The organism is Dietzia cinnamea NBRC 102147, from assembly GCF_001571065.1.
Taxonomy (GTDB): Bacteria; Actinomycetota; Actinomycetes; order Mycobacteriales; family Mycobacteriaceae; genus Dietzia; species Dietzia cinnamea.
The window spans coordinates 1-26,986 of the sequence record NZ_BCSW01000025.1; the positions used below are offsets into that span (position 1 = coordinate 1).

A 26,986-nucleotide genomic window follows, 5' to 3' on the forward strand; every position below is an offset into this window, starting at 1 on the left:
TCCGCCGCCCCGGCGGCCCCCGCCGATGCCGGTGGCGCCGCCGACCAGGCGGCCAAGAAGGACGGCGGCCACCGCGCCGACTGACCCCTCACGCGTGACGCGCCCGATCCGCGCGGCGTGAACGGTCCCCGCCCCTGCCCAGGGTGCGGGGACCGACGTATATTCGACGGCAAGGGGTGCGCACCACAGTGCGTGGCGCATCCCCTGCCACCACGCACCGCCCCCAGGAGGCACGAATGCTCGTCGCCGCGCTCGGACTGACGATCCTCGGATTCGGCTTTCTCGTCGCCGCGGTCGCGACCGGTCAGATCGGGTGGGCCTGGGCATGCATCGGGGTGGGAGCCCTGGGGCTGTTGCTGCTGGTGATCGACCTCATCAAGGGGCGCGGGGACCGTGACACTCGCACCCGCGGGCCCTCGGGAGAGGCGGACGTCCGGGCGGATGGGTAACATTGGACACTGTCCGGCCCCGAGTCGGACGCGCGATGATCCGGCCATCACCGGGGAGCGCTCGGAAGAACGGCGCGGTCCCGCTTCGGGACCCGCTCAGTAGAACCGAACGGGGGAGCCCGTCACAGCCCGACCCACGAGTGGGCGTCGCACGTCGTCGCCAAACGGGGTGGTACCGCGGACCGTGGCGCGCTGGGCGCCGCCGGATCGTCCCCGAGCGCAGGCCTGACCGGCCCCACGGATGCGAACTCGTGCGGGCCCCCTATGTGAGGAGTCCGCCCCACCATGAGCACCGAGCCCGTGAACCGCGAATCCGCCGACCCGGCGTCCGGCGAGGCCGGTGTCACCGGCAGCGCGTACCCGATCGTCGACCTCACCGGTGGTACCACGTCACAGACCCCCTCGTTCCCGGCCCTCGAGGAGACGGTCCTCGCCCGCTGGGACGAGCGAGACACCTTCCGCGAGTCCATCCGCAACCGGGCGAACGCGGAGGAGTACGTCTTCTACGACGGCCCGCCCTTCGCCAACGGCCTGCCCCACTACGGCCACCTGCTCACCGGCTACGTCAAGGACGTCATCCCGCGCTACCGCACCATGCGCGGCTACAAGGTGGAGCGCCGCTTCGGCTGGGACTGCCACGGACTGCCCGCTGAGCTCGAGGCCGAGAAGCAGCTCGGGATCACCGAGAAGTCCCAGATCCTCGAGATGGGTCTGGCCGAGTTCAACGCCGCCTGCGAGAAGTCGGTGCTGCAGTACACCGACGAGTGGGAGGAGTACGTCCACCGCCAGGCGCGCTGGGTGGACTTCGAGAACGAATACAAGACGCTCGACATCGACTTCACCGAGTCCGTCCTGTGGGCCTTCAAGCAGCTGTACGACAAGGGCCTCGTCTACAAGGGCTTCCGCGTCCTGCCGTACTCCTGGTACGAGCAGACGCCGCTGTCCAACCAGGAGACCCGGCTCGACGACGCCTACAAGATGCGCCAGGACCCGGCCGTCACCGTGGGGCTGCCGCTCGAGGCGCCGCAGGACAGCCCGTTCCACGGGGCCGAGGCCCTCGTGTGGACCACCACGCCGTGGACCCTGCCGTCCAACCTCGCCGCCGCCGTGCACCCCGAGATCGACTACTCGGTCGTGCGGGTCAATTCGGGGCCCTTCGCCGGCCGTGTATTCGTACTGGCCGAGGCGCGCCGCGGCGTCTACGCGGCCGAGTTCGGTGACGACGCCGAGGTCGAGACCGTCGTCAAGGGCTCCGAGCTGGTGGGCCTGCGCTACACTCCGCCGTTCGACTTCTTCGCCGGACACCCGAACGCGCACGTCGTGCTCTCGGCCGACTACGTCTCCACCGAGTCCGGCACCGGCATCGTCCACCTGGCCCCGGCCTTCGGTGAGGAGGACAAGGACGCCTGCGACGCCGCGGGCATCGAGCTGGTGATCCCGGTGGGCCCGGACGGCAAGTTCACCTCGGAGGTGCCGCCGTACGCGGGGCAGCTGGTCTTTGACGCCAACGCGCCCATCTCCCGCGACCTGCGATCGGCGGGCCGACTGATCCGCCACGAGACCATCGAGCACTCCTACCCGCACTCGTGGCGCTCGGGCCAGCCGCTCATCTACATGGCGCTGCCCGCGTGGTTCGTCAAGGTCTCCGCGTTCCGGGACCGCATGGTGGAGCTCAACCGCGAGCACATCACGTGGATGCCCGAGCACGTCCGCGACGGCCAGTTCGGCAAGTGGCTCGAGGGGGCGCGTGACTGGAACATCAACCGCAACCGCTACTGGGGCGCGCCCATCCCGGTGTGGGAGTCCGACGACCCGGCCTACCCGCGCGTGGACGTGTACGGCTCGCTGGACGAGCTCGAGCGGGACTTCGGCGTCCGGCCCACGGACCTGCACCGGCCGTACATCGACGACCTGACCCGACCCAACCCGGACGACCCGACGGGCAAGTCGACCATGCGGCGCGTCGCCGACGTCTTCGACTGCTGGTTCGAGTCCGGGTCGATGCCGTTCGCGCAGGTCCACTACCCGTTCGAGAACAAGGAGTGGTTCGAGACCCACAACCCGGGCGACTTCATCGTCGAGTACAACGGGCAGACCCGCGGCTGGTTCTACACCCTGCACGTGCTGGCCACCGCCCTGTTCGACCGCCCGGCGTTCACGCACGTCGCCGCCCACGGCATCGTCCTGGGCAACGACGGGCTCAAGATGAGCAAGTCCAAGGGCAACTACCCGGACGTCAACGAGGTGTTCGCCCGTGACGGCTCGGACGCCATGCGGTGGTTCCTCATGAGCTCGCCGATCCTGCGCGGAGGCAACCTCGTGGTGACCGAGCAGGGGATCCGCGAGGGCGTCCGCCAGGCCATGCTCCCGCTGTGGAACTCGTACAGCTTCTTCCAGCTGTACGCCTCCCGCCGGGCGACGTGGCGGACGGACTCCCAGCACGTGCTGGACCGCTACATCCTGTCCCGGTTGGCCTCGACCCGCGACGCCATGACCGAGGCACTGGACGCCACGGACATCGCCGCCGCGTGCGACGAACTGCGCCTGTTCGCCGACGCGCTGACCAACTGGTACGTGCGTCGGTCGCGGTCCCGGTTCTGGGCGGGCGAGGACAGCGGGCGGGACTCTCGCGACGCGTTCGACACGCTGTACACGGTGCTCGAGACGACCATGCGGCTCGCTGCGCCGCTGCTGCCGCTGATGAGCGAGGTCGTGTGGACCGGGCTCACCGGCGAGGAGTCGGTGCACCTCGTGGACTGGCCGGCCGCGGACGAGCTGCCCCGCGACGCCGCGCTGGTCGAGGCGATGGAGGCCGTGCGCGACGTGTGCTCGACCGTGTCCTCGATCCGTAAGGCCAAGCACCTGCGGGTGCGTCTGCCGCTGAACTCGCTCACCGTGGCGATGCCGGACGCGCAGCGGCTCGAGCCGTTCACCGGCATCATCGCCGACGAGGTGAACGTCCGTGATGTCCACTTGACCAGCGACGTGGCCGCGCACGGCCGGATGGAGCTGGCGGTCAACGCCCGAGCCGCCGGCCCGCGGCTCGGCAAGCAGGTCCAGACCTGCATCAAGGCCGCCAAGACCGGCGACTGGACCGAGGTCGACGGGGTGGTCACCGCCGGCGGCATCGAGCTGCAGGAGGGCGAGTACGAGCACCGCCTCGTCGCCGCCGATCCCGAGTCGACTGCCGCGCTGCCCGGCGGCACCGGCCTGGTGGTGCTGGACCTGACGGTGACCGAGGAGCTCGAGGCGGAGGGCTGGGCCAAGGACCGCATCCGCGAGATCCAGGAGGCGCGCCGCGCGGCCGGGTTCGACATCTCCGACCGCATCCGTGTGCGGATGGCGGTGCCGGCCGATCGCCGGGAGTGGGCCGATCGGCACGCGCAGCTCATCGCCGCCGAGGTGTTGGCGACCGACTTCGCGGTGGTGGACGGCCTGGACGCGGCCGAGGGGGACGCGGTGGAGCTCGCCGAGGGCGTCCGGATGACGCTGGCGCGGGTCTGATCGGCCCGGACCCGACCCCTGACGGACGCGATCGTGAGCCGACGGAGGCGGCGGTGACCGACGGACAGGACCGCTGGGTTTTGCACGTCGACATGGACGCGTTCTTCGCCTCCTGCGAGCAGCTCACCCGGCCGACCCTGCGGGGTCGGCCGGTGCTCGTGGGCGGGCAGGGCGGCCGCGGCGTGGTGGCGGGGTGTTCGTACGAGGCGCGGGCGTTCGGGGCGCGATCGGCGATGCCGTCGCACCAGGCCCGGCGTCTCGTCGGCCCGTCGGCGGTGTTCGTCTCGCCGCGGATGCCGGTGTATCGCGCGTTGAGCCGCCGGGTGTTCGAGGTGTTCGCCGAGCACGCGCCGGTGGTCGAGCAGGTGTCGGTGGACGAGGCGTTCCTCGAGCCGCCCGGGCTGCGGGGCGCGGACGTGGACCGCACCCGGCGGTGGGCGCAGGATCTGCGGGCGGCGATCCGCGAGGCCACCGGGCTGCCGGCCTCGGTCGGTGCGGGGGCGGGCAAGCAGTACGCCAAGATCGCGTCCGAGCTGGCCAAGCCGGACGGGGTCGCGGTGGTCGCGCGCCGCGATCACGAGCGGGTGCTGCACCCGCTGCCGGTCCGGAGTCTGTGGGGCGTGGGCCCGGTGGCGGGGGAGCGGCTCGCGCAGTTCGGGGTGACGACGATCGGCGACCTGGCCGCGATGGACGACGACGACGTGGCCCACGCGCTTGGCAAGACGGTGGGCCCGGCGATCGCCCGGATCGCCCGCGGGTACGACGACCGGCCGGTGCACGAGCGGGCCGAGGCCAAGCAGATCAGCGCGGAGAGCACGTTCGCCGCCGACCTGACCACGCCCGGTCAGGTCACCGCGGCGGTACGACGGGCGGCGGAGGCCGCGCACCGGCGGCTGCTGCGCGACGGGCGTGCCGCCCGCACGGTGACGGTGAAGGTCAAGCGCTCGGACTTCACGTCGATTAGCCGCTCGTACACGCTGCCGGAGGGCACGACCTCGCTCGAGACGATCATCGCGGTGGCCAGGTCCCTGGCGCCGGATCCGGTGGACTTCGGTGCGATCCGCCTTCTGGGCGTGGGGGTGGCGGGCCTGACGGACTTCCACCAGGACGCGCTGTTCGAGCAGGAGTTCACCCTGGGCGTGCGGCCGGGGGCGGGGGTCGACGACGACGAGGACCTGCCAGACATCGTCGGTGTGGGCACCACCGTGACCACGGAGGAGTCCGAGCCGGCCGATGCCGGGTCGGGGCCCGCGGGCGCGGGGGCTGCCGCGGAAACGGGCGCGGGGGAACTCCCGGCGATCGGGGCGTGGCGTCGGGGCGAGGACCGTCGGTTCGAGACCGGCGCGGACGTGCGTCACCCGGAGTTCGGACACGGCTGGGTGCAGGGCTCGGGGCACGGGCGGGTCTCTGTGCGGTTCGAGACAGCGGTGACCGGGCCGGGCCGGATGCGCACCTTCGCCGAGGACGATCCGGCGCTCGAGCCCGCGGACCCCCTGGACTCCCTGGGCTGGTGACACCCCTCGCACGCCAGCCGCCCGGCCCAGCTGCAGCCGCTCGCGGCGATGGCGTCTCGCGCCCGCGAATGCCCGCCCCGGTTCGCAGCCGCTCCCGGCGATGGCGTCTCGCGTTCGCGCGTGCGCGCCCCGGTTCGCAGCCGCTCCTGCCGATGGCGCCTCGCGTTCGCGCATGCTCGCCCCGGACTCAGCCGCCCCCCGGCATGGCGTCTCGCCCCCACCGCGGTGCGCGCGAGACGCCATGGCGACGGGCGGCTGTTCTCCCGCTCGGCCCGCGCCGCCAACGGCCCGCGGCGGTGAGGGGTTTTCGGGCTGCTCGGGGCCTGCTCGTCAGTTGTAGAGGTGGAACCTCGACCACTCGCGGCGGACCCGCGCCGCGGCATCGACATCAGTGTCGGCGCGGGTCTCGGCGTCAGCGTCAGCGTCGACGTCGACGTCGGCCTCCGCCCCCTCCGCGACGGACAGGAGAGCGGCCAGCAGGACACGGGCCTGCCCCGAGCGCAGGTAGCCGGCGGAGAGCACCCCGCGGGCCGCGAGCTCGGCACCGCCGCCCCGGCCGCCGTACGTCGCGGTCACCTCGCCCCGCGGCACCCGGCTGGAGGCCACCACCACGATGTCGGGCCGGTCCTCGGCGAGCCGGGCCACCGCGTCGGCGACCAGGGGCGGGAGGTTGCCCGACCCCGAACCCTCCAGGACCAGCCCGCGCGCGCGGGCGTCGACGCAGGCGTTCACCGCCGCGGCGTCGGAGCCCGGCGGGCAGGCGACCACGTCCACCCGGGTGTCGGCGAACCGGGCCCGCCCGGTCAGCGTGGGGCGCTCGAGCTCCGGCGGCAGGTCCTCCACCGGGTGCTCGGGGGAGTTTCGGGCGAAGGCGACGGAATCGGTCGTGTGCCACTTGCGCACCCCGCGGGCCTGAAGGATCGCCCGCCCGAGCACCACCAGCACCCCCAGATCGCGGGAGACCGGGTCGGCGGCCAACAGCACCGCGTCGAGCAGGTTCGCGGGCCCGTCGGCCTCGGGGTGGTCGGCGGCACGCTGCGCGCCCGTGAGCGCCACGGGCCGCGGGTCCGCGTGATGCAGGTCCAGCGCGATGGCGGTCTCCTCGAGGGTGTCCGTCCCGTGGGTCACGACCACCCCGGAGACCTCCGGGTCGGCCAGGACGTCCGCGACGGTGTCGACGATCAGGTCCCACTCGGCGGGTCCGAAGGTGGAGGAGTCGGCGTCGAGGACGGCGCGGGCGCTCACCCGTATCTCGCCGGGCAGCACGGCGCGGAGCGCGTCGAGCATCGCCGCCGTGGCCGGATCGGAGTCCCCGGCCACCACCGCGCCCTCGGGCGTCGTGGAGGCGGTGATCGTGCCGCCGGTGGTGCAGATCACGATGTGGGGGGTATCGGTGCTGGTCTGGCCGCTGGTCACCCGGTCCACAGTGCTGTGCGGGCGGCTCGTCGTCAAACACCCGGGCCGCCGACGATGGAACAATGACCGACCAGTGTTCGTTGGGCCGGTGACACGGTTCGGAGCCGGGACCGGCTCGGCGCCGGATGCCCGGTGCCCCACATCTCGACGAAAGGACCCCCGCGTGAGTCTTCGACGGACCATCGCCGCTCTCTCCCTGTCCGCTTTCGCCATGGGTGGCCTCGCCGCCTGTGGGGGTGGAGGCGATGAGCGCGAGACCGCACCCGCGCCCACCACGAGTGCGCAGGAGACCGCCGCCGTGCCCACCGCCGCGGAGCTGACCGGGCTCCTCGACCGGGCGTCCGATCCCGCCGTTCCGGTGGAGGAGAAGGTCGACCTCGTCGAGGGGGGTGCCGAGGCGCCCGAGATCTTCGACCAGATCGCCGCCCTCAAGGCCGAGCAGGGTGCCGGCGTGACGATCACCGGCGTGGCGGAGGGCGACATCCCGGGCACGCTCATCGCCAACGCGGTGATCACCCAGCCGGGCCAGGAGGACATCAACGTCCAGGCGCAGTTCATCAACCAGAACGGCCAGTGGCAGCTGCAGAAGTCCTTCGCCTGCGCGCTGATCACCAACGCCGGGCTCCAGCCGCCGGCCACCTGCGCCGCGGCCTGATCCGGGCGACCGCCGGGCGCCGCGCCGGCGGTCAGTCCACCGTGCGGAAGCTCAGTTCCGAGTCCTCCTCGTAGGTCGACCGTCGTCCGGAATCCGGGTCGACGTAGGCGGTCCGCGTGGAGGACTCGGTCGTCCCGCCCACCGGCAGGGCGGCCCGGAGGTCGACCGTCAGCTCGCCGGAGCCGGAGACGTCGTAGGACTCCACGTCCAGGGTGACGCCCGGCCCGCCGTCGGGCGCGGGTGCGGTGAGGGTGTCCTGCGGATCGGGGGCCTCGGTGCGTGACCGGACGGTGGCGACGTCGCCGTCGAGGTCCACCAGCTCGTAGGTGGTGACCCGGGTCGGGGCGACCGCGTCGTCGACCTGCCGGGTGACCGTCCACCGGGCGCCCACGCCGATCTCCTCGGTGGGGAACGCGACGGTCGCGTCCGAGATCGCGTTGGCGGTGATCTCGACGCCGGCGCGAGCGGCGTCGGTCGCACCCGCCGGTGCCGCCAGTGAGAGCTCGCGGATGACGCCGTCGGCGCTGCGGGTCCAGGTGACGGTGAAACCGGGCGCGGTGGCGAACTGCGCGGACCGGCGGTCGTCGACGGAGGTGAACTCGCGCGCGGTGACGGTCGCCCGCTGGGCGCCGTCGACGTCCGGTTCGGAACGCCCTTCCAGGGTGAGTGTCTGTTCCGGAGTGTCGTCGACCCTCGGCTCGGAACCCGGGACCTCGGTGCGGGACGTGGCTGCACGGGTCACGGCCACGACCGCCGGTTCGAGCGACGGGGCGTAGGCGAGTACCCGCCGCTCGCCCTGCCCGGCGTCCACCAGCTCCACGGTGGGGGCGGGTCCGGGGTCGACGCTCACCTCGGGCTCGAGCGCCTGCGCGTCCGGGTCCGCAGCGGCGCCCGCCCCGGTGGTCGTCGCCTGCCCCGAGGCGGCGGGGTCAGAGGCGTCGTCGTCGGCGCACCCGGCGGTACCGACTACGAGGGTGGCCGCGAGCGCGGCCGCGAGGAGACGTCGACCGGAGCCGCCGCGGCCACCCCGTCCTCGGTCGCCGCCACGCTCGCGGCGGGTGGTTCGGGAGGGGCCGGGGATGACGGTCGATCGCGGGTCCACGCCCCGAGCCTAGAGGGTCGCCCACCCGCAGCCGTCGGGTCGGCGACATCATCAGGGATACTGGGCGGCATGACGGAGACCGACGGCACGCGGCCTGACGCCGCGGGAGCGAGCACACCCGGACCTCGGGCCACCGCGCCCGGGTACTTCCGCGCGGGGCCGGCGGTCATGCTGGCGATCGCGGGCGTGGTGGTCCTGATCGATCAGGTCACCAAGGTGCTCGCGGTGGCCAACCTGGAGAACGCCCGCCCGATCGAGCTCGTGGGTGACACGGTGCGGTTGGTGCTGCTGCGCAATCCCGGCGCCGCGTTCTCGATGGGTACGGAGTCGACGGTCGTGCTCAGCGTCGTCGCCACGGTCGTGGTGCTGGGGCTGCTGTGGTTCTCCCGCCGCGTCCACTCCACATGGTGGGCGTGGGGGCTGGGCCTCATCCTCGGCGGCGCCGCCGGCAATCTCGTGGACCGCTACTTCCGGGCGCCCGGGATCCTGCAGGGCCACGTCGTGGACTTCCTGTCCGTGGGCTGGTGGCCGGTGTTCAACGTGGCGGACTCCTGCTTGGTCGCCGGTGTGATCGTGGTGGCGGTGGCGGTCCTGCGCAACATCGACTTCGACGGCTCGCGCGTGTCGGACGACGCCGCCCCCGTCGCCAAGGGGGACCCGGCCGATGGGTGAGCTGCGTAACTTCCCCGTGCCGGACGGTCTCGACGGCATGCGCGTCGACGCCGGCGTCTCCCGGCTGTTGGGCATCTCGCGCACCGCGGTGGCGGACCTGGCCGGCGAGGGCAAGGTTCTGCTCGACGGCCGCACCGTGGGCAAGTCCGACAAGCTCACCGGGATGTCCTGGATCGAGGTAGAGATGCCGGAGCCGCGGGCCGAGCCGGCGGTGGTCGCCGAGCCGGTCGAGGGGATGGCGGTCGTGTACTCGGACGCGGACATCGTCGTCGTCGACAAGCCCGTCGGTGTGGCCGCGCACGCCTCGGTCGGGTGGACCGGTCCCACGGTGATCGGCGGCCTGGCCGCCGCCGGGTACCGCATCTCGACCTCGGGACCGCCGGAGCGCAAGGGGATCGTCCACCGCCTCGACGTGGGGACCTCCGGCCTCATGGTGGTGGCGGCGTCGGAGCGGGCGTACACGCTGCTCAAGCGGGCGTTCCGCGACCGGACTGTCGACAAGACCTACCACGCGCTGGTGCAGGGCCACCCCGATCCGCTCTCGGGGACGATCGACGCGCCGATCGGCCGGCACACGTCGAACGACTGGCGCTTCGCGGTCACCTCCGACGGCAAGCCGTCGATCACGCACTACGACACCCTCGAGGCGCACCAGGCGGCGACGTTGGTCGAGGTGAAGCTCGAGACGGGGCGCACCCATCAGATCCGCGTGCACTTCTCGGCGCTGCACCACCCGTGTGCGGGTGACCTCACGTACGGCGCGGACCCGGTCCTCGCGCGGCGGCTGGGGCTCGAGCGGCAGTGGCTGCACGCGGTGGGCCTGGGCTTCGAGCATCCGGGCACGGGGGCGCGCGTGGACTTCGCGAGCCGGTACCCCGACGACCTGCAGCACGCGATCGACGTCCTCCGCGACGCATGACCGGCGCCGCGCGGCTGCTGCGGGCCGCCGGCGTGGGGGTGGTGGTCGTCCTGGCGCTGGTGACGATCCTCACCGCGCTGCGCACCGAGCTCCCGCGGAGCCCGGGGGTGATGAGCGACGCCCTGGGCCCCGACCCCGGCGAGCGCGTCGGCGACTACCTCGACCGCGCGGCCGCCTCACTGGTCACCGTGGGCGGCGGGACGGACGTCCCGGGGGGATCCGGTGATGATGGCGACGACGACGAGGGCCGCGCCCGCGACCCCGACGCCCACCGCTGGGCCCTCGTCAGCGCGGGTGAGGCGTGGTCGGTCGCCGAGGCCGCCGGCGCGGTGCGGGGTCTGCCGCGCGTCTCGGGGCTGTCCGTGCAGGTGCCGGTCGAGGGGGTCGCGATGCCCGTTTCCGACGTGGCGCTGGCCGAGCCGGTGGCGGGGGAGGCCGGGCGCGAGGCGGTGTTCGGCCGGGGCCTCGAGCAGGCGGCCGCGCGGCTCGATCCGGCCCCGGCGGGATCGGACCGGGCCGCCGCGGCCGCCGCGCTCACCGCGTCCCGCATCCGGGCGGGGGAGCCCGCGATCATCGGCCTGCTCGTGCGCGGCACGACCGGACAGCTGCGCGCGGTGGCCGACCACCGCGGTGTGCGGGCGGTGGAGGCGCTGCCCCCCGACGCGGTGTACGGGCGCTTCGCCGTCCGGCCCCTGCTGCCTCAGCAGGTCGACTCGGCCCTGCCGCTCCCGGACGCCGCCCCCGTACCCCCCGCCTGACCGGCCACCGCGGGCGACCGGCGCTAGGGTTGCGCCGGTGAACGGTGAGGCGGCAGGGGAGAAGGACAGGACGGTCGCCGTCGGCATGGCGGCCGGCGTCGCGGCGTACACGCTCTGGGGCTTCTTCCCCGCCTTCTTCCCGCTGCTCGAGCCCGCCGGGGCGGTCGAGATCCTCGCGCACCGGATCGTGTGGTCGTTCGTCGTCATGGCCATCGTGGTCACGCTGCTGCGCGGCTGGGGGCGGGTGCGCGCCATGGACCGCACCTCCTGGGCCCGCATCGGGGGTGCGGCCGCCTTCGTCTCGGCCAACTGGGGCGTCTACGTGTACGCGGTCAACTCCGAGCGGGTCACCGAGGCGGCACTGGGGTACACGATCAACCCGCTGGTCAGCGTGCTGCTGGGCGTGATCGTCTTCCGCGAACGGCTCACCCGCCCACAGTGGCTCGCGGTGGCCCTCGCCGTCGTCGCCGTCGGGGTCCTCACCGCCGGATACGGTCACTTCCCGTACCTGTCGGTGATCCTCGCCGTGAGTTTCGGTCTGTACGGCGTGTTCAAGAAGAAGCTGCGCGTGGATCCGGTGACCGGGATGCTCGGCGAGGTCGCGGTGACGACGCCCGTCGCGGTGGCCTTCCTGGTCTGGCTGGGCGCGTCCGGCGCGGGCACCTTCACCGGGCACGGTGCGGGGCATTCCGCGCTGCTGGCCGCCTCCGGCCTCGTCACCGTGGTGCCGCTGCTGCTGTTCGCCGTCGCCGCGCAGCGCATCCCGCTGGCCACCGTCGGCATGCTGCAGTACATCGTCCCGGTGCTGCAGATGGCGTGGGGACTGCTCGTCGTGGGCGAGCGACTCGACGCCGTCCAGTGGGTGGGCTTCGCGCTCATCTGGACCGCCGTCATCGCGTTCACGCTGGCCGGTCGCACGCCGCGCGCGGCCCGTCCTGGGGGTTCGAGGACTGTCGGTGATCCGACCTAGACTGTGGCGGACGAGTCCGTAGGAGGAGTGCTTTCGTGGGCGATCAGTTCGTGCATCTGCACAATCACACCGAGTTCTCGATGCTCGACGGGATGGCGCAGATCGACCCGCTGTTCGCGGAGGCGTCACGTCTGGGTATGCCGGCCGTTGGGATGACCGACCACGGCAACATGTACGGCGCCTCGGACTTCTACAAGCAGGCCAAGAAGACCGGGGTCAAGCCCATCATCGGGATCGAGGCGTACGTCGCCCCGGAGTCGCGGTTCGAGAAGAAGCGCATCCTGTGGGGCGAGAAGCACCAGAAGAGTGACGACGTCGCCGGCTCCGGCGCCTACACGCACATGACGATGGTCGCCGAGAACGCCACCGGCCTGCGCAACCTGTTCCGGCTGTCCTCGCTGGCCTCGTACGAGGGGCAGCTGGGCAAGTGGGCGCGCATGGACGCGGAGATCCTCGCCGAGTACTCCGAGGGGATCATCGCCACCTCCGGCTGCCCCTCCGGCGAGATCCAGACCCGCCTGCGCCTCGGCCACATCAAGGAGGCCTACGAGGCCGCCGAGAAGTGGCAGTCGATCTTCGGCAAGGACAACTTCTTCCTCGAGCTCATGGACCACGGGATCGACATCGAGCGTCGGGTCCGCGAGGACCTGCTCAAGCTCGGTAGGGACCTGGGCATGCCGCCGCTCGTGACCAACGACTGCCACTACGTCACCCGCGAGCAGGCCCACGCCCACGAGGCCATGCTCTGCGTCCAGACCGGCAAGACGCTGGCCGACGAGAACCGCTTCAAGTTCGACGGGGACGGCTACTTCCTCAAGTCCGCCGAGGAGATGCGCGCCCAGTGGGACTCCGAGGTCCCCGGCGCCTGCGACAACACGCTGTGGATCGCCGAGCGTGTCCAGCCGTACGACGACATCTGGACCCCGCGCGACCGGATGCCCAAGTTCCCCGTACCCGAGGGCGAGACGGAGGACACCTGGTTGGCCAAGGAGGTCCACAAGGGTCTGCAGTGGCGCTTCCCCGACGGGGTGCCGCAGGAGTACATCGAGCGTGCGAACTTCGAGCTCGAGGTCATCAAGGGCAAGGGCTACCCCGGCTACTTCCTCGTGGTCGGCGACCTCATCGAGCACGCCCGCTCGATCGGCATCAAGGTCGGCCCCGGCCGAGGCTCCGCCGCCGGCGCGCTGGTGGCGTACGCGCTGAAGATCACCAACATCGACCCCATCGAGCACGGACTGCTGTTCGAGAGGTTCCTCAACCCCGAGCGGCCGTCCGCGCCCGATATCGATATCGACTTCGACGACCGGCGTCGCGGCGAGATGATCCGCTACGCGTCCGACAAGTGGGGCGCCGACAAGATCGCCCAGGTCATCACCTTCGGCACCATCAAGACCAAGGCCGCCATCAAGGACGCCGCCCGCGTCAACTTCGGCCAGCCCGGGTACGCGATCGCCGACCGCATCACCAAGGCGCTGCCGCCGCCGATCATGGCCAAGGACATCCCGCTGTCCGGGATCACCGACCCCAAGCACGAGCGGTACGGCGAGGCCGCCGAGGTGCGCCAACTCCTCGAGACCGACCCCGACGTCAAGCGGATCTACGACACGGCCCGCGGGCTGGAGGGCATGGTCCGTCAGGCCGGCGTTCACGCGTGTGCGGTGATCATGTCCTCCGAGCCGCTGCTCGACGTGATCCCCATGTGGAAGCGCGCGCAGGACGGAGCCCTCATCACCGGCTGGGACTACCCGTCGTGTGAGGACATCGGCCTGCTCAAGATGGATTTCCTGGGCCTGCGCAACCTCACGGTGATCGGTGACTGCCTGGAGAACATCAAGCTCAACCGTGGCGAGGAGATCGACCTCGACACGCTGAGCACGGACGACCAGGCGACGTACGATCTGCTCGCCCGCGGTGACACCCTGGGCGTGTTCCAGCTCGACTCCGGCGGCATGCGCGAGCTGCTCAAGCGGATGAAGCCCACCGGCTTCAACGACATCGTGGCCGCCCTCGCGCTGTACCGGCCCGGCCCCATGGGCATGGGTACGCACTGGAACTACGCCGACCGCAAGAACGGCAAGCAGGAACTGGTGCCCATCCACCCTGAGCTGGAGGAGCCGCTCAAGGAGATCCTCGGGGAGACCCACGGCCTGATCGTCTACCAGGAGCAGATCATGGCCATCTCCCGCGAGCTCGCGGGATACACGGCCGGTGAGGCCGACGGCTTCCGTAAGGCCATGGGTAAGAAGAAGGCCGAGGTCCTGGCCGCGGAGTACGAGAAGTTCTCGGGCGGTATGTTCGAGCGCGGGTTCTCCAAGGAGGCCGTCGACGCGCTGTGGGGCACCATCGAGCCCTTCGCCTCGTACGCGTTCAACAAGTCGCACGCCGCCGGCTACGGCCTCGTGTCTTTCTGGACCGGTTACCTCAAGGCCAACTACCCGGCCGAGTACATGGCCGCGCTGCTCACCTCCGTCGGGGACGACAAGGACAAGGCCGCCCTGTACCTGTCCAACTGCCGGCAGATGGGCATCAGGGTGCTCCCGCCGTCGGTCAACGAGTCGCTGACCAACTTCGCCTCCGTCGGCGAGGACATCCGCTTCGGCCTGGGTGCCGTGCGCAACGTCGGCGCACAGGTCGTGGACTCGATCGTCGCCGGGCGTGAGGCCAAGGGCGAGTTCACCGACTTCTCGGACTACCTCGCCAAGATCGACCAGACCGCCTGCACCAAGAAGGTCACCGAGTCGCTCATCAAGGCCGGCGCCTTCGACTCGCTCGGCCATCCGCGCAAGGGCCTGTTCCTGGTCCACGCCGACGCCGTGGAATCGGTGATGTCCACCAAGAAGGCCGAGGCCGTCGGCCAGTTCGACCTCTTCGGTGGGGGAGACGACACCGCGGCCGACGCCGGCTTCGGTGACGTGTTCGCCGTCCGCGTGCCCGATGAGGAGTGGGACACCAAGCAGAAACTGGCCCTCGAGCGCGAGATGTTGGGCCTGTACGTCTCCGGCCACCCGCTCGACGGGCTCGAGGCCGCACTGGAGGCCAAGACCGACACGAACATCGCCACGATCCATGAGGGCGAGCTGGCCCACGGCACCGCCGTGACGATCGGCGGGATCATCTCCGGGGTCGACCGGCGGGTGAACAAGAACGGCGAGCCGTGGGCGATCGTGACGATCGAGGACTTCAACGGCAGCGTCGAGGTGCTGTTCTTCCCCAAGACCTACCGGATCGCTGCACTGGACATCGCCGAGGACGCGGTCGTGCTGGTCAAAGCGAGGATCAACATCCGTGAGGACCGCGTGTCGGTCTTCGGCGACACCCTCGAGGTGCCGGACCTGGTCGTCGGCGGCAACGGCGCGCCCCTCGCGCTGACGCTGCAGACGCGGATGTGCACCATCGAGACGGTCACCGCGCTCAAGCAGGTCCTCGTCCGCCACCCCGGCCCCTCCGACGTCCATCTGCGGTTGGTCAACGGCAGCTCCTCGACAGTCCTGCGGCTCGACGATCAACTGCGGGTCGAGACGTCGTCCTCCCTCATGGGGGACCTCAAGGCGCTACTCGGCGCCGGCTGCCTCGCGGGCTGACCGGACCGCGGTGCACGCGTGCTTCGCCGGGTGGCCACGCGGTGACCGGTTGGCGGTGATCGCGGAGGCGGTGGGACACTGGTGGCTGTGACCGCCACCGAACCCGCGCCCACCCAGGTCGTGACCACCGACGACATCGACGCCGCAGCCCGCCGGATCGGCGACGTCATCCGGTCGACCGACCTGCAGGTCAGCGAGCGGCTCAGCGAGCAGACCGGCGCGCGCATCCTGCTCAAGAGGGAGGACCAGCAGGCGGTTCGCTCCTACAAGATCCGCGGTGCGTACAACCTCATGGCGCAGCTGACCGGCGACGAACGCAGCGCGGGCGTGGTCACCGCCAGCGCCGGCAACCACGCCCAGGGCGTGGCGTTCGCCTGCCGGGTCCTCGGGATCAACGGCCGCATCTACGTGCCGACCAACACGCCCAAGCAGAAGCGCGACCGAATCCTGGCCCACGGCCGCAGCTGGGTCGAGCTCGTGGTGACGGGGGCCAACTTCGACGCCGCCCAGGCGGCTGCCCGCGCGGACGCCACGCGCACCGGAGCGACCATGGTGCCGCCGTTCGACCACCCCGACACGATGGCCGGGCAGGGCACGATCGCCGCCGAGGTCCTCGCGCAGCTCGACGAGGTCCCCGACGCCGTGGTGGTCCCGGTCGGTGGGGGCGGGCTGGCCGGGGGCATCGCGACCTATCTGGCCGAGTACGCGCCGGACTGCAAGATCATCGCCGTCGAGCCCGCTGGCGCCCCGTCGCTGACGAGGGCTCTGGAAGCGGGGGAGCCCGTCACCCTCGACACGGTCGACACCTTCGTCGACGGCGCCTCCGTCGCCCGGCTCGGTGACTTCCCGTTCAGCGTCATCTCCTCGATGACCGAGCAAATCCAGGTCCTCACGGTGGACGAGGGCGCGGTGTGCACGGAGATGTTGGAGCTGTACCAGAACGAGGGGATCATCTGTGAGCCCGCCGGCGCGCTGGCGGTGACGGCCCTCCACCAGCTCGATATCGACGAGGGCGCCACTGTCGTCTGCATCGTCTCGGGCGGGAACAACGACGTCTCGCGGTACAGCGAGATCATCGAGCGGTCCCTGGTCCACAAGGGCCTCAAGCACTATTTCCTGGTCAAGTTCCCGCAGGAGCCGGGCCAGCTGCGTCGCTTCCTCGACGAGGTTCTGGGGCCCGAGGACGACATCACGCAGTTCGAGTACCTCAAGCGCAACAACCGCGAGTTCGGTGCGGCGCTGGTGGGTATCGAGCTCGGGTCGGCCACCAGTCTGCACTCACTGCTCGAGCGCATGGACGCCTCCCGCATCGACTGCGAGCGTCTCGAGCCAGGTACTGCGGCGTACGAATACCTGACCTGACCCGACCGGGCGTCAGCGTGTCCGCACCACCGCGAACCCGAACGCCTGGCAGAACACCGACTCGGCGTCGACCACCGCAGCAGAGGCCAGCACCGCCTCGCCGGCCAGCGGGACCCGGCACGGCTCGGTGCCCAGGTTCACCACCAACGCCAACGATCCACGATGGACCACCAGCCAGCGGTCGTCGTCGGCCTCCACACCGCACTCCACACGGACCGGCGCGAGCCACGGATCGCTCAGCTCCGGCTCGGCCTTGCGCAGGGCGATCAGCGCGCGGTAGACGCGCAGGATCTCAGCGTGCTCATAGGCTGCCTGCTCCGAGCGGTCGAGCACCGAGCGGCGGAACGTCTCCGGATCCTGCGGGTCCGCCACCGTGTCGGGATCCCAACCCATCGCCGCGAACTCGCGCGTCCGTCCCTGCCGCACCGCCTCGGCCAGCTCCGGCTCGGGATGCGAGGTGAAGAAGCAGAACGGCGTCCGCGCACCCCACTCCTCGCCCTGGAACAACATCGGCGTGAACGGCGAACACAGCACGATCGCGGCCTTGGCCAGCTGCTGCTGCGGCGTGAGATTCATCGACGGCCGATCGCCCGCCGCGCGATTACCCACCTGGTCGTGGGTCAGCGTGTAGGCGACGAACCGACTACCCGGCACCCGATCCACGTCCAGCGGCCGCCCGTGCACACGACCCCGGAAGGTCGAATAGGTTCCCGCATGCAGGAACGCGCCCGTGAGCACCTGCCGCAACGACTCGAGCGACCCGAAGTCCACGTAATAGCCCTGTCGCTCTCCGGAGACCGCGGCGTGGACGGCATGGTGCACGTCGTCGACCCACTGCCCGTCCAGTCCGAGCCCGCCGGCCTCCCGCGCGGTGACGGTCCGCGGATCGTTCTGGTCGGACTCCGCGATGAGCGACAGCGGCCGCCCGAGATGGGTGGACAGCGACTCGACCTCCACCACCAGCTGCTCCAGCAGGTGCACGGCCGACGCGTCGTGCAGCGCGTGCACGGCGTCGAGACGCAGTGCGTCGACGTGGAACTCGTCGAACCAGCGCAGCGCGTTGTCGATGATGTAGCGCCGCACCTCGCCCGAGTGCTCGCCGTCGAGGTTCAGTCCCGACCCCCACGGCCCGTCCGCGGCCGAGAGATACGGCCCGAACTCCGGGAGGTAGTTCCCCGACGGGCCCAGATGGTTGTAGACCACGTCCAGGCACACCGCCAGGCCGCGCGCGTGGCAGGCGTCCACGAACTGCTGAAACGCGTCCGGCCCGCCGTACGGCTCGTGCACGGCGAACCACGCCACGCCGTCGTAACCCCAGCCGTACTCGCCGTTGAACGCGCCCAGGGGCATCACCTCGACCATGTCCACGCCCAGCTCGACCAGCTCGTCGAGGTGCTCGATCGCACTGATCAGCGTCCCGCCGGTCGAGAAGGTGCCCACGTGCATCTCGTAGATCACCGACCCGGCCAGCTGCCGGCCGGTCCACGCCGCGTCCGTCCAGCGGGACGGGTCGAGGCGGTGGACCCGCGACAGCCCGTGCACCCCGTCCGGCTGACGCGTCGACCGCGGGTCGGGACGCGGCGGACCGACCTCGTCGTCGTCGCCGGTCACCACGAACCCGTAGTCCCTGCCCTGTTCCCGGGCAACGCCGCACGTCCACCAGCCGTCCGCGGCACGCCGCATGGGGACGGGATCGGCGTCGGGGTGGTCCAGCACCAGCCCCACCGCGCGTGCCTCCGGCGCCCACACGGAGAACATGTCGGCGCCGGTGGTTGTGGACGAGGTCGATGCGCTCGGAGAGGTCACATCACCCAGCGTAGGGAAAACCGGTGCCCGTGGTGAGGGGTCGGGTCGGACCGCCGCGCCGCGTCACCGCCACCGGGCGCGATACTGGGGGCATGACCGCATTGCCGCCCGTGCTCAGGCTCTCCGCCGGTCCGGACGTGACGGGGGAGTACGAGGAGAAGCGCTCCAGGTTCGTGGCGGTGTTGAGACGGTGCGACGACGAGGAGGACGCCCGCGCCCTGATCGCCGACCTCCGCTCCGCGCATCCGGCGGCTCGCCACCACTGCAGTGCCTTCATCGTGGGCGACCCCGGGGCCGGCCCGATCGAGCGGACCAACGACGACGGCGAACCCTCCGGCACCGCCGGGACCCCCATGCTGGACGTCCTGCGGGGAAGCGGGCTGACCGGCGTGTGCGCGGTGGTCGTCCGGTGGTTCGGCGGCACCAAGCTCGGCACCGGCGGCCTCGCCCGCGCCTACTCCGCCGCGGTGAGCGATGCCGTCGAGCAGGCGTGGACCGACGGGCGCGTCGTGGAGGTGACCCGGACCCCCGCGTGGAAGGCCGTGGTCGACCACTCCGTCGCCGGTGGACTCGAGGCGGCGCTGCGCTCGGCCGGCGTCCGCGTGCTCGACGTGGACTACGGCCGTCGAGTCGGGCTGACGGTGGCGGGGGAGTTCGGGGTGATCGGGCCGATCCTCGCCGCCCGCACGTCCGGGGGCGCCGAGTGGTCAGAGGCGGGGGTCGCGACCACCGAGACCGCGGCGACACGCCCGGATATGGAATCCTGAACGTATGAGCATGCAGCCCTACCAGCCGAACTCGATCGAGGCCCAGAAGCAGCAGGTCCGTAAGGATGCGCGGAACACGGCGATCGCGCTGGGTGTGACTGTGGTGTCGCTGCCGATCGCGTTGTTCGCGAGCTCGTTCTTTACGCTGGTGGCGATCATCGCCGGGATTCTGACGATCTACCACGGCAACAAGGTCCGCAAGGCGATCTCCGGCAAGCCGGACCAGAAGCGCGAGCTGTACTGAGCCGTCGCCAGCCGCTCGCCGGCCCGAACGGCTGGATGCAGGTTAACCGTGGCGGCGCACGACGTCGCCCAGGTCCGCGCGCTCGGCGCGGAACGTGTTGGCCGGGTGGTTCTCGTCCGCGTAGCCGAAGGCGATCCCGCACACGATGAGCCGGTCGGCCGGGATCGACAGGTGCTCGCGGACAGCGTCGGAATACAGGGCGATCGCGGCCTGCGCGCACGTCGCCACGCCGAGTGAGGTGGCCGCGGCCAGGAACGTCGAGACGTACCCGCCGCAGTCGACTGCCCCATAGGTGCCCAGGCCCGCGTCCGAGGTGATGATCGCGACGTGGGGGGCGCCGAAGAAGCGGTAGTTCTCCAGCATCTGGCGCAGTCGCGCCTCCTGGTCCGACCGCTCGATGCCCAGCGCGGTATAGAGGCCGTAGCCACTGGCCCGCCGGCGGTCCCCATAGACGCCGTCGTACCGCTCCGGCGCCGGGAAATCCGAGCGCATGTCGTTGGCCAACACGTGCTCGGTGAGGTGCGTGCTGAACGCGGCCGTCGCGTCCCCGGTCACGAGGTCGACCTGCCAGGCCTGCGAGTTGCACCACGATGCCGTGCGCTGGGCCATCCGCAGGATCTGCTCGATCGTCTCCTCAGGCACCGGCTCCGAGGTGAAGCCGCGGCAACTGTAGCGCTCGTCGAGGATCCGCTCGAGCGTGGCGGCGGCGTCGAGTGTCGCCGGAGCGATCGAGGCGGCGTCGGTCATGGGTCCTCCAGCGAGCTGCGGGGTGGTGTGATCCCAGTCTCCCATGGCGCCCCGGCTCGGGCCCCCCGACGATCTGCCCCTCGGATCGTCACCTGCCCTAGGAACTCCTGGAGCAACTCGCGATCCGAGGGGCAGAACGCCCACGGCCGCATCGGAGGCTCACGCCGGCTACGGCTGGATGTCCACTCTGACGGGACTTTCGGCCGTCGGAAGCAAGTCGTGAGGATCCGGATCGCCCGGCGGGAACTCGTCCACTCGCCGCCCCGACAGCGGCGATGAGGCAGGTCAGTTGGCTGCGAGCACGCAGTCACAGTCGCCGGCGTGATCCACAGGAGAACGAGTCGAGCACCGGGATGAGCCGGAACCGGCCAGATGAGCACCGAGGATCTGACCATGGCTACTTTCGATGACCTGCGAGCACTTCTCCACACGACTGAGCAGTTGATGGCGGCCGGCTTCAGCACCCAGTCGCTCGGTAGAGCGGTCACCTCGGGCGATCTCATCCGCCTGCGGCCCGGCTTCTACGTCGACCGGTCCACGCGAGAGCTCGGGCGAGAGGAGCGGCACCTGCTCATGGTGCTGGCGGCGGACCGCGCCCTCGGATGCCCGGTGTTCACCCACTGGTCGGCAGCACTCGTCCTCGGATTGCCGGGCTGGGATCTGCCACTCGGAACCGTGTCGTTGTCCCGCGCCGGGTACGCCCAGAGATCCCGTACCACCAGGCTGACCAGGCATGACGTGACCCCGTTGGCGGAAGACGACGTCCACGTGGTCGACGGGCTCCGCGTGACCCGCCCAAAACGCACCATCGTGGACGTGGCCAGGGCGTGCGCACCACCGGCGAGCGTGGCAGTCGCAGATGCGGCCTTCAAGGCGGAGGCGGTCACTGCGGCGTCGGTGGACGACGCGCTGAGCCGCGCGGCCGGTAAATCCGGTGTCAAACGCGCGCGGGCCGCGCTGGCGCGAGTCGATGCCCGCAGCGAGAGCGTCGCGGAGACCCGCAGTCGCCTGATCTTCGCGGACTACGGTCTTCCTGAGCCTCAGACACAGGTCGACATCTTCGATACCCACGGCAACTTCGTCGCTCGCGTGGACTTTCTCTGGCCGGAGCTCGGTCTGATCGGCGAATGCGACGGTTTCGGCAAGTACCTCGATGGCGTGGATGCGACAGAGGCCCGGCGCCGACTGGGTGTGGAGAAAGATCGAGATGCCGCGCTCATGGCTCTGGGCTACCGGGTGCTCCACTGGCGCTGGGCGGATCTCGACAAGCCTCGGCTCCTGGTGCAGCGCCTTCGGAGCGTGATGTACCCGGCCGCCGCCTGACTACGGCGGCTGACCGTCACAATCCGCCCCTCGAACCTCGATCCGCCCTCCGCAGATCGATTTGCCCTAGGAACTCCGAGTGCAGATCGTCATCCGAGGGGCGGATCACCGATCGAAGGGCGTAACGCCGTCATGAGACTGCGCGGGCCGCGTGGAGGCTTCGGGCGCGGTTATCCTCGGGCCATGGGTGTGCGGGTGGACGCGTGGACGTGGTCGGTGCGGTTGTTCCCGTCGCGGACCAAGGCGGCGGCCGCCTGTCGGGGTGGCCACGTCAAGGTCAACGGCGAGGCGGTGCAACCGTCGAAGAACGTCGTGCCCGGCGACCGGGTCCAGGTGACGGGCACGCTCGGCCGGATTCGCATTCTCGAGGTGGTCGAGACGGTGAGCAAGCGGGTCGGGGCTCCGGTGGCGGCGACCTGCTATATCGACCACTCGCCCCCGCCGCCGCCCAAGGAGGTCCTGGCCTCCCAACCGCGACGGGACCGCGGCGCGGGCCGGCCCACCAAGCGCGAGCGGCGGGAGACCGACAGGCTGCTGGGCCGCGGCTGACCCAGCCCACCCGGCCCAGCTCGACCCCACCCAGCCCGACCGGACGGACCCGACACGCCAGTCGACCCGCCTCAGTCCTCGCGAACGATCACCACGACGGGGAAGGCGCTGAGCAACTCGCCCAGGTCGACGCGGCCGGAGATCGGAGCCCCGCCGGGCCGCACCGCCCACGTCCCCTCCGGCAGCAGGGCGGTGGTGCCTCCAAGATCGCCGGCGCTGAGGACCGCCGTCCGCCGCCGGGCGATCAGCCCGACCGCCGCGCGGCCGTCGACCGACCGCGTGAACGCGACGACGTCCGCGGCCGCGGGACCGTGCACGGGTAGCGGCACGTGTGCCCCGCCGACGAGGTCCGCCGGGTGCGACCGGCGTATCCTGAGCACTTCGCGGACCAGTGCGAACTTCGGATGGCCGGCACGGGCGACGGCGCCCGAGCGGAGCGGACCGTAATCCACGAACCGCCGGTTGTCCGGGTCGACGAGTGAGTCCTCCCACACCTCGGTGCCCTGGTAGACGTCCGGCACGCCGGGGGAGAGCAGCTGCACGGCCTTGGCGACGAGTGCGTTGTCGCGTCCGGCCGGGGCGATGCGCTCGACGAACGGGCCGATGAGCGCGGAACCGGAGCCGAGTAGGGTGTCGATCCACTCGTGCGCGGCGGACTCGAACTCCGCGTTCTGATCGGTCCATCTTGTGTGGACCGCGGCCTCCCGCAGGGCCTTGTCGGCATAGTCGTGCAGACGCGAACGCAGCTCGTCGGTCGGCCCGCCCGGTTCCGGCCACACGCCCACGACGATCTGCAGCAGGAAGTACCCGGCGTCCTCGGCCGGCGGGGGATGGGCCTCGAACACGCGCGAGACCAGGTCGGCCCACGCGTCCGGGACCTGGGACAGCACCGAGATCCGGGCGCGGACGTCCTCGCCGCGCTTGGTGTCGTGGGTGCTCAGCGCGGTCATGGCCAGCGGTGTGGCGCGGGCGCGTTCGGCCATCGCCAGGTGGAACGCCTCGACGGCCATGCCCATTCGCCCGGGTGAGCCGCCGACCTCGTTGAGCGAGACGAGCCGCCCGAGGCGGTAGAAGAGCCGATCCTCCTCGGCCTTCGCGGTGGCGGCGCCGGTGACCTGCGCGAGCCGCGTGGACGCCTCGCCGCCGCGCGCGAGTGCACCGGCCACGAGGCGCAGTGCGGGCGCGAGCTCGGGCCGGTCGCGGCGCAGGCCGTCGACGATGGCCGGGAGGGTGCCCCGCAGGACGGGATAGTCGGCCCGGTAGAACGGCGTACGCGCGATCACCGAGATCAGGGCCTCGCGGAGATCGCGCTCCTCGACGTCGTCGCTCGTCGACCCCCCGTGCCCGGCGGCGGCCTCGTGGCGCACGACGCGGGCGAGCCGCGCCAACTCGGGGGCGAGATCCTCGGCGGCGATCTGTCTCTTGAGCTCGGCGGACTGCGCGTGGATCCGGTCCTCGTCGCCCGGGTCACCGCTGTACCGCGCGGCGAGCTCGGACAACCGGGCCTCGCCGGAGGCGTCGACGAGCAGCTGATCGATGAGCCGCAGGGCGTCGTAACCGGTGGTGCCGTCGACCCCCATGGCGGGCTCGAGGACCTCGTCGGGCGCGAGGATCTTCTCCACCAGCACGAGCCGGTCCGGTCCGACGAGGTCCCGCAGTCGGTGCGCGTAGCCCACCGGGTCGGACAACCCGTCCGGGTGGTCGACGCGGATGCCGTCGACGAGGTCCTCCTCGCACCAGCGGCGCACCTCGGCGTGGGTGGCGTCGAAGACCTCGGGGTCCTCCTGGCGGAGTCCGGCCAGGCCGGTGACGGTGAAGAAGCGACGGTAGCCGAGCAGCGGCTCGCGCCAGTGGGTGAGCCGGTAGTGCTGGCGGTCGTGCACCTCCTGCGCGGTGCCGTCCCCGGTGCCGGGCGCCACGGGGAAGCGGTGGTCGTAAAAGTGGAGCTCGGCCTCGCCGCTCGGGGAGTCCTCGGGGGCGACGACGACGAGGTCGGCCACGTCCTCCGGAGAGCCCAGGACGGGTATCGCGATCCTGCCGTCGGCCCCGTTGGCCTTCTCGGTGTCGAAGTCGAAGAAGCGGTGATACTCCGAGTCGGGGCCCCGCCGCAGCGCGTCCCACCACCAGGGGTTGGCGGCCGGCTCGTCCACGCCGAGGTGGTTGGGCACGATGTCGGCGATCAGCCCCAGCCCGTGGGCGCGGCACGCCGCGCGCAGGGACCGCAGGGCGTCGATCCCACCGAGCTCGGGCGAGACCTCGGTGGGGTCGACGACGTCGTAACCATGGGTCGAGCCGGGCGTGGCGGTCAGGACGGGCGAGAGGTACACCGCGCCCACCCCGAGGTCGGCGAGGTAGGGCACGAGCTGCTCGGCGTCGGCCAGGGTGAAGCCGCGGCCGTCGGGGTCGGAGGCGGGGGTGCGCAGCTGGAGGCGGTAGGTGCTGGAGAGAGCGTCGACCCGGGCCCGCAGGCCCGACCCCGCGCCGTTCGCGGCGTCGCCCATCAGCGCAGCTTCCGTAGGACGGCCGTGCCGCGGCCGGCCACGACCAGGGTGCCGTCGGAGGGCAGGTCCCCGTTGTGGTCGCCGGCGGGCCGGGTGGTGTCGAGGACGATCTCCCACGCCTCGGCGTACTCGGGGCCGAGCAACGAGAAGTCGATGGGCTCGTGGTGGGCGTTGAACAGCATGAGGAACGAGTCGTCGATGATCCGCTGCCCACGCTCGTCCGGCTCGCGGATGCCCTCGCCGTTGAGGTAGACGGCCAGGGACTTGCCGAAGCCGGAGTCCCAGTCCTTGCTCGTCATCTCCGAGCCGTCGGGGGCGAACCACGCGATGTCCTGCGGGTCCTCCTCGCCGCGCACCGGGGTGCCGAAGAAGCGTCGACGCCGGAACACGGGGTGGTTCTTCCGCAGTTGGACGAGCTCGCGGGTGAAGGCGAGCAGGTCCTCCTGCTCCTCGTCGAGGTCCCAGTTCATCCACGACGTCTCGTTGTCCTGGCAGTAGACGTTGTTGTTGCCGTGCTGGGTGCGCGCGATCTCGTCACCGTGGGCGATCATCGGCGTGCCCTGCGAGAGGATGAGGGTCGTGAGCAGGTTGCGCTTCTGACGGCGGCGCAGGGCGAGGATCTCGGGGTCGTCGGTGGGCCCCTCGACGCCGCAGTTCCAGGAGCGGTTGTGGCTCTCGCCGTCGTTGTTGTCCTCCCCGTTGGCCTCGTTGTGTTTCTCGTTGTAGGTCACGAGGTCGTTGAGGGTGAAACCGTCGTGCGCGGTGACGAAGTTGATCGACGCAGTGGGGCGCCTGCCGGTGGCCTCGTACAGGTCGGAGGAGCCGGTGAGGCGGGAGGCGAACTCGCCCAGGGTGGCGGGCTCGCCGCGCCAGAAGTCGCGCACCGTGTCGCGGAACTGGCCGTTCCACTCCGTCCACAGGGGCGGGAAGTTGCCCACCTGGTAGCCGCCCTCACCGACGTCCCACGGCTCGGCGATGAGCTTGACCTGGCTGACCACCGGGTCCTGCTGGACGAGATCGAAGAACGAGGACAGCCGGTCGACCTCGTGCAGGCCGCGGGCGAGCGACGAGGCGAGGTCGAAGCGGAAGCCGTCGACGTGCATGTCGAGGATCCAGTAGCGCAGCGAGTCCATGATGAGCTGCAGCGAGTGCGGGTGCCGGACGTTGAGGGTGTTGCCGGTCCCCGTGTAGTCCATGTAGAACTGCTTGTCGCCCTCGACGAGCCGGTAGTAGGCCTGGTTGTCGATACCGCGGAAGCCGATGGTGGGCCCCAGGTGGTTGCCCTCGGCGGTGTGGTTGTAGACCACGTCGAGGATCACCTCGATGTTCGCCTCGTGGAAGGCCTTGACCATGGCCTTGAACTCGCTCACGGCGTCGCCGGGCTGGCGGGAGAAGGCGTACTCGTTGTGGGGGGCGAGGAACCCGAAGCTGTTGTAGCCCCAGTAGTTGCGCAGGCCCTTGTCGATGAGCGGCTGGTCGTGCATGAACTGGTGCACGGGCATGAGCTCGATCGCGGTGACGCCCAGTTCGGTGAGGTAGTCGATGATCGCGGGGTGGCTCATGCCCGCATAGGTCCCGCGCATCTCGGCGGGGATGTCGGGATGGGTGGCCGTCATGCCCTTGACGTGGGCCTCGTAGATCACCGTGTTGTGGTACTCGTGGCCGGGCGCCCGGTCATTGCCCCAGTCGAAGTAGGGGTTGATCACGACGGTGGTCATGGTGTGCCCGAGCGAGTCGTCGGTGTTGCGCTCGTCCGGGTTGTCGAGGTCGTAGCTGTGCAGGCTCGGGTGGCCGTCGAAGCTGCCGTCGAACGCCTTGCCGTACGGGTCGAGCAGCAGCTTGGACGGGTCGCACCGCAGTCCGTTCTCCGGCTCGTACGGCCCGTGGACGCGGAATCCGTACCGCTGACCCGGGGTCACTCCGAACAGGTAGCAGTGCCAGATGTGGTAGTCGACCTCCTCGAGTTCGACTCGCTGTTCGCTGCCGTCGTCGTCGATCAGGCAGAGCTCGACGCGCTCCGCGACCTCGGAGAACAGGGAGAAGTTCGTGCCGGTGCCGTCGTAGGTGGCCCCCAGCGGGTAAGGGGTTCCCGGCCAGGCGCGGATGAGCTCCGGGGCGGCTTGCGTCACGTCATCTTGGGTCACGCT

The 26,986-nt window shown here is 71.1% G+C and carries 21 protein-coding genes; 14 read left to right on the forward strand and 7 right to left on the reverse strand.

The genetic code is table 11. From position 1 onward, the window contains the following. Positions 1 to 201 (reverse strand): hypothetical protein (locus DCI01S_RS17735; protein ID WP_218001316.1); only part of this gene is annotated, 201 nt, incomplete at its 3' end. A gap of 35 nt (positions 202 to 236) precedes the next feature. On the opposite strand from DCI01S_RS17735, the gene DCI01S_RS10170 reads away from it, so the two are divergent. The 3 genes from DCI01S_RS10170 to DCI01S_RS10180 all read left to right on the forward strand — a co-directional run bounded on the left by DCI01S_RS10170 (position 237) and on the right by DCI01S_RS10180 (position 5,467). Then, positions 237 to 449 carry a hypothetical protein gene (locus DCI01S_RS10170; RefSeq protein ID WP_061229111.1) on the forward strand — a complete coding sequence of 71 codons (213 nt, stop codon included), beginning with the start codon at positions 237 to 239 and terminating at the stop codon, positions 447 to 449. Between the two features lie 285 nt (positions 450 to 734). After that, a complete protein-coding gene (gene ileS / locus DCI01S_RS10175; RefSeq protein WP_082767740.1) occupies positions 735 to 3,953 on the forward strand; it encodes an isoleucine--tRNA ligase in 3,219 nt (1,072 codons plus the stop codon). Between the two features lie 53 nt (positions 3,954 to 4,006). After that, positions 4,007 to 5,467 (forward strand): DNA polymerase IV, encoded by a 1,461-nt coding sequence (locus DCI01S_RS10180; RefSeq protein WP_061229112.1) that lies wholly within the window; start codon positions 4,007 to 4,009, stop codon positions 5,465 to 5,467. A 330-nt stretch (positions 5,468 to 5,797) separates the two neighbouring features. Here the strand turns inward: DCI01S_RS10180 and DCI01S_RS10185 are convergent, their stop codons facing one another. After that, positions 5,798 to 6,883, reverse strand: a complete 1,086-nt coding sequence (locus DCI01S_RS10185; RefSeq protein ID WP_232303119.1) for an asparaginase — start codon at positions 6,881 to 6,883, stop codon at positions 5,798 to 5,800. A 163-nt stretch (positions 6,884 to 7,046) separates the two neighbouring features. On the opposite strand from DCI01S_RS10185, the gene DCI01S_RS10190 reads away from it, so the two are divergent. Then, positions 7,047 to 7,538 (forward strand): WKL family lipoprotein, encoded by a 492-nt coding sequence (locus DCI01S_RS10190; protein WP_061229114.1) that lies wholly within the window; start codon positions 7,047 to 7,049, stop codon positions 7,536 to 7,538. 31 nt (positions 7,539 to 7,569) lie between these two features. Here DCI01S_RS10190 and DCI01S_RS10195 read toward each other — a convergent pair whose 3' ends face one another. Beyond that, positions 7,570 to 8,640, reverse strand: coding sequence for a hypothetical protein (locus DCI01S_RS10195; RefSeq protein ID WP_167349555.1), 1,071 nt, complete (start codon positions 8,638 to 8,640; stop codon positions 7,570 to 7,572). Between the two features lie 69 nt (positions 8,641 to 8,709). On the opposite strand from DCI01S_RS10195, the gene lspA reads away from it, so the two are divergent. The 6 genes from lspA (at position 8,710) to ilvA (ending at position 16,902) form a co-directional block, all read left to right on the forward strand. Next, complete coding sequence (gene lspA / locus DCI01S_RS10200) at positions 8,710 to 9,312, forward strand: signal peptidase II (protein WP_061229115.1); 603 nt, start codon at positions 8,710 to 8,712, stop codon at positions 9,310 to 9,312. After that, positions 9,305 to 10,231 carry an RluA family pseudouridine synthase gene (locus DCI01S_RS10205; RefSeq protein ID WP_061229116.1) on the forward strand — a complete coding sequence of 309 codons (927 nt, stop codon included), beginning with the start codon at positions 9,305 to 9,307 and terminating at the stop codon, positions 10,229 to 10,231. Before lspA ends, DCI01S_RS10205 begins: the two co-directional genes overlap by 8 nt. Beyond that, complete coding sequence (locus DCI01S_RS10210; RefSeq protein ID WP_063935653.1) at positions 10,228 to 10,989, forward strand: hypothetical protein; 762 nt, start codon at positions 10,228 to 10,230, stop codon at positions 10,987 to 10,989. The genes DCI01S_RS10205 and DCI01S_RS10210 overlap by 4 nt, the downstream gene beginning before the upstream one ends. 37 nt (positions 10,990 to 11,026) lie before the next feature. Beyond that, positions 11,027 to 11,959 carry an EamA family transporter RarD gene (gene rarD, locus DCI01S_RS10215; RefSeq protein WP_109149080.1) on the forward strand — a complete coding sequence of 311 codons (933 nt, stop codon included), beginning with the start codon at positions 11,027 to 11,029 and terminating at the stop codon, positions 11,957 to 11,959. A gap of 35 nt (positions 11,960 to 11,994) precedes the next feature. Next, positions 11,995 to 15,540: a DNA polymerase III subunit alpha gene (dnaE, locus tag DCI01S_RS10220; protein ID WP_061229117.1), complete on the forward strand. Its 3,546-nt coding sequence runs from the start codon at positions 11,995 to 11,997 to the stop codon at positions 15,538 to 15,540. An 87-nt stretch (positions 15,541 to 15,627) separates the two neighbouring features. Then, a complete protein-coding gene (ilvA, locus tag DCI01S_RS10225) occupies positions 15,628 to 16,902 on the forward strand; it encodes a threonine ammonia-lyase IlvA (protein WP_082767741.1) in 1,275 nt (424 codons plus the stop codon). Between the two features lie 12 nt (positions 16,903 to 16,914). Here ilvA and treZ read toward each other — a convergent pair whose 3' ends face one another. Then, positions 16,915 to 18,660, reverse strand: coding sequence for a malto-oligosyltrehalose trehalohydrolase (gene treZ, locus DCI01S_RS10230; protein WP_232303120.1), 1,746 nt, complete (start codon positions 18,658 to 18,660; stop codon positions 16,915 to 16,917). A 140-nt stretch (positions 18,661 to 18,800) separates the two neighbouring features. On the opposite strand from treZ, the gene DCI01S_RS10235 reads away from it, so the two are divergent. After that, entirely contained in the window at positions 18,801 to 19,475 is a 675-nt protein-coding gene (locus tag DCI01S_RS10235; RefSeq protein WP_061229120.1) for an IMPACT family protein, read from the forward strand. Positions 19,476 to 19,479: 4 nt separating this feature from the next. Next, complete coding sequence (locus DCI01S_RS10240) at positions 19,480 to 19,719, forward strand: hypothetical protein (protein ID WP_061229121.1); 240 nt, start codon at positions 19,480 to 19,482, stop codon at positions 19,717 to 19,719. A gap of 42 nt (positions 19,720 to 19,761) precedes the next feature. Here the strand turns inward: DCI01S_RS10240 and DCI01S_RS10245 are convergent, their stop codons facing one another. After that, positions 19,762 to 20,466 (reverse strand): nitroreductase, encoded by a 705-nt coding sequence (locus DCI01S_RS10245; RefSeq protein WP_061229122.1) that lies wholly within the window; start codon positions 20,464 to 20,466, stop codon positions 19,762 to 19,764. Between the two features lie 393 nt (positions 20,467 to 20,859). On the opposite strand from DCI01S_RS10245, the gene DCI01S_RS10250 reads away from it, so the two are divergent. Next, entirely contained in the window at positions 20,860 to 21,789 is a 930-nt protein-coding gene (locus DCI01S_RS10250; RefSeq protein ID WP_244881699.1) for a type IV toxin-antitoxin system AbiEi family antitoxin domain-containing protein, read from the forward strand. A gap of 183 nt (positions 21,790 to 21,972) precedes the next feature. Then, positions 21,973 to 22,338 carry an RNA-binding S4 domain-containing protein gene (locus DCI01S_RS10255; protein WP_061229124.1) on the forward strand — a complete coding sequence of 122 codons (366 nt, stop codon included), beginning with the start codon at positions 21,973 to 21,975 and terminating at the stop codon, positions 22,336 to 22,338. A 71-nt stretch (positions 22,339 to 22,409) separates the two neighbouring features. Here the strand turns inward: DCI01S_RS10255 and treY are convergent, their stop codons facing one another. Further along, a complete protein-coding gene (gene treY / locus DCI01S_RS10260) occupies positions 22,410 to 24,839 on the reverse strand; it encodes a malto-oligosyltrehalose synthase (RefSeq protein ID WP_061229125.1) in 2,430 nt (809 codons plus the stop codon). Then, positions 24,839 to 26,968 (reverse strand): glycogen debranching protein GlgX, encoded by a 2,130-nt coding sequence (glgX, locus tag DCI01S_RS10265; RefSeq protein ID WP_061229126.1) that lies wholly within the window; start codon positions 26,966 to 26,968, stop codon positions 24,839 to 24,841. The genes treY and glgX overlap by 1 nt, the downstream gene beginning before the upstream one ends. Between the last annotated feature and the right edge of the window lie 18 nt (positions 26,969 to 26,986).

What these genes read in the sequence shown, in the direction of transcription:
- DCI01S_RS10170 (WP_061229111.1), top strand. Translation starts at nt 237, where the DNA reads ATGCTCGTCGCCGCGCTCGGACTGACGATCCTCGGATTCGGCTTTCTC.
- ileS (WP_082767740.1), top strand. Translation starts at nt 735, where the DNA reads ATGAGCACCGAGCCCGTGAACCGCGAATCCGCCGACCCGGCGTCCGGC.
- lspA (WP_061229115.1), top strand. Translation starts at nt 8,710, where the DNA reads ATGACGGAGACCGACGGCACGCGGCCTGACGCCGCGGGAGCGAGCACA.
- DCI01S_RS10205 (WP_061229116.1), top strand. Translation starts at nt 9,305, where the DNA reads ATGGGTGAGCTGCGTAACTTCCCCGTGCCGGACGGTCTCGACGGCATG.
- DCI01S_RS10210 (WP_063935653.1), top strand. Translation starts at nt 10,228, where the DNA reads ATGACCGGCGCCGCGCGGCTGCTGCGGGCCGCCGGCGTGGGGGTGGTG.
- treZ (WP_232303120.1), bottom strand. Translation starts at nt 18,660, where the DNA reads ATGTTCTCCGTGTGGGCGCCGGAGGCACGCGCGGTGGGGCTGGTGCTG.
- DCI01S_RS10235 (WP_061229120.1), top strand. Translation starts at nt 18,801, where the DNA reads ATGACCGCATTGCCGCCCGTGCTCAGGCTCTCCGCCGGTCCGGACGTG.
- DCI01S_RS10240 (WP_061229121.1), top strand. Translation starts at nt 19,480, where the DNA reads ATGAGCATGCAGCCCTACCAGCCGAACTCGATCGAGGCCCAGAAGCAG.
- DCI01S_RS10245 (WP_061229122.1), bottom strand. Translation starts at nt 20,466, where the DNA reads ATGACCGACGCCGCCTCGATCGCTCCGGCGACACTCGACGCCGCCGCC.
- DCI01S_RS10250 (WP_244881699.1), top strand. Translation starts at nt 20,860, where the DNA reads ATGGCTACTTTCGATGACCTGCGAGCACTTCTCCACACGACTGAGCAG.
- DCI01S_RS10255 (WP_061229124.1), top strand. Translation starts at nt 21,973, where the DNA reads ATGGGTGTGCGGGTGGACGCGTGGACGTGGTCGGTGCGGTTGTTCCCG.
- treY (WP_061229125.1), bottom strand. Translation starts at nt 24,839, where the DNA reads ATGGGCGACGCCGCGAACGGCGCGGGGTCGGGCCTGCGGGCCCGGGTC.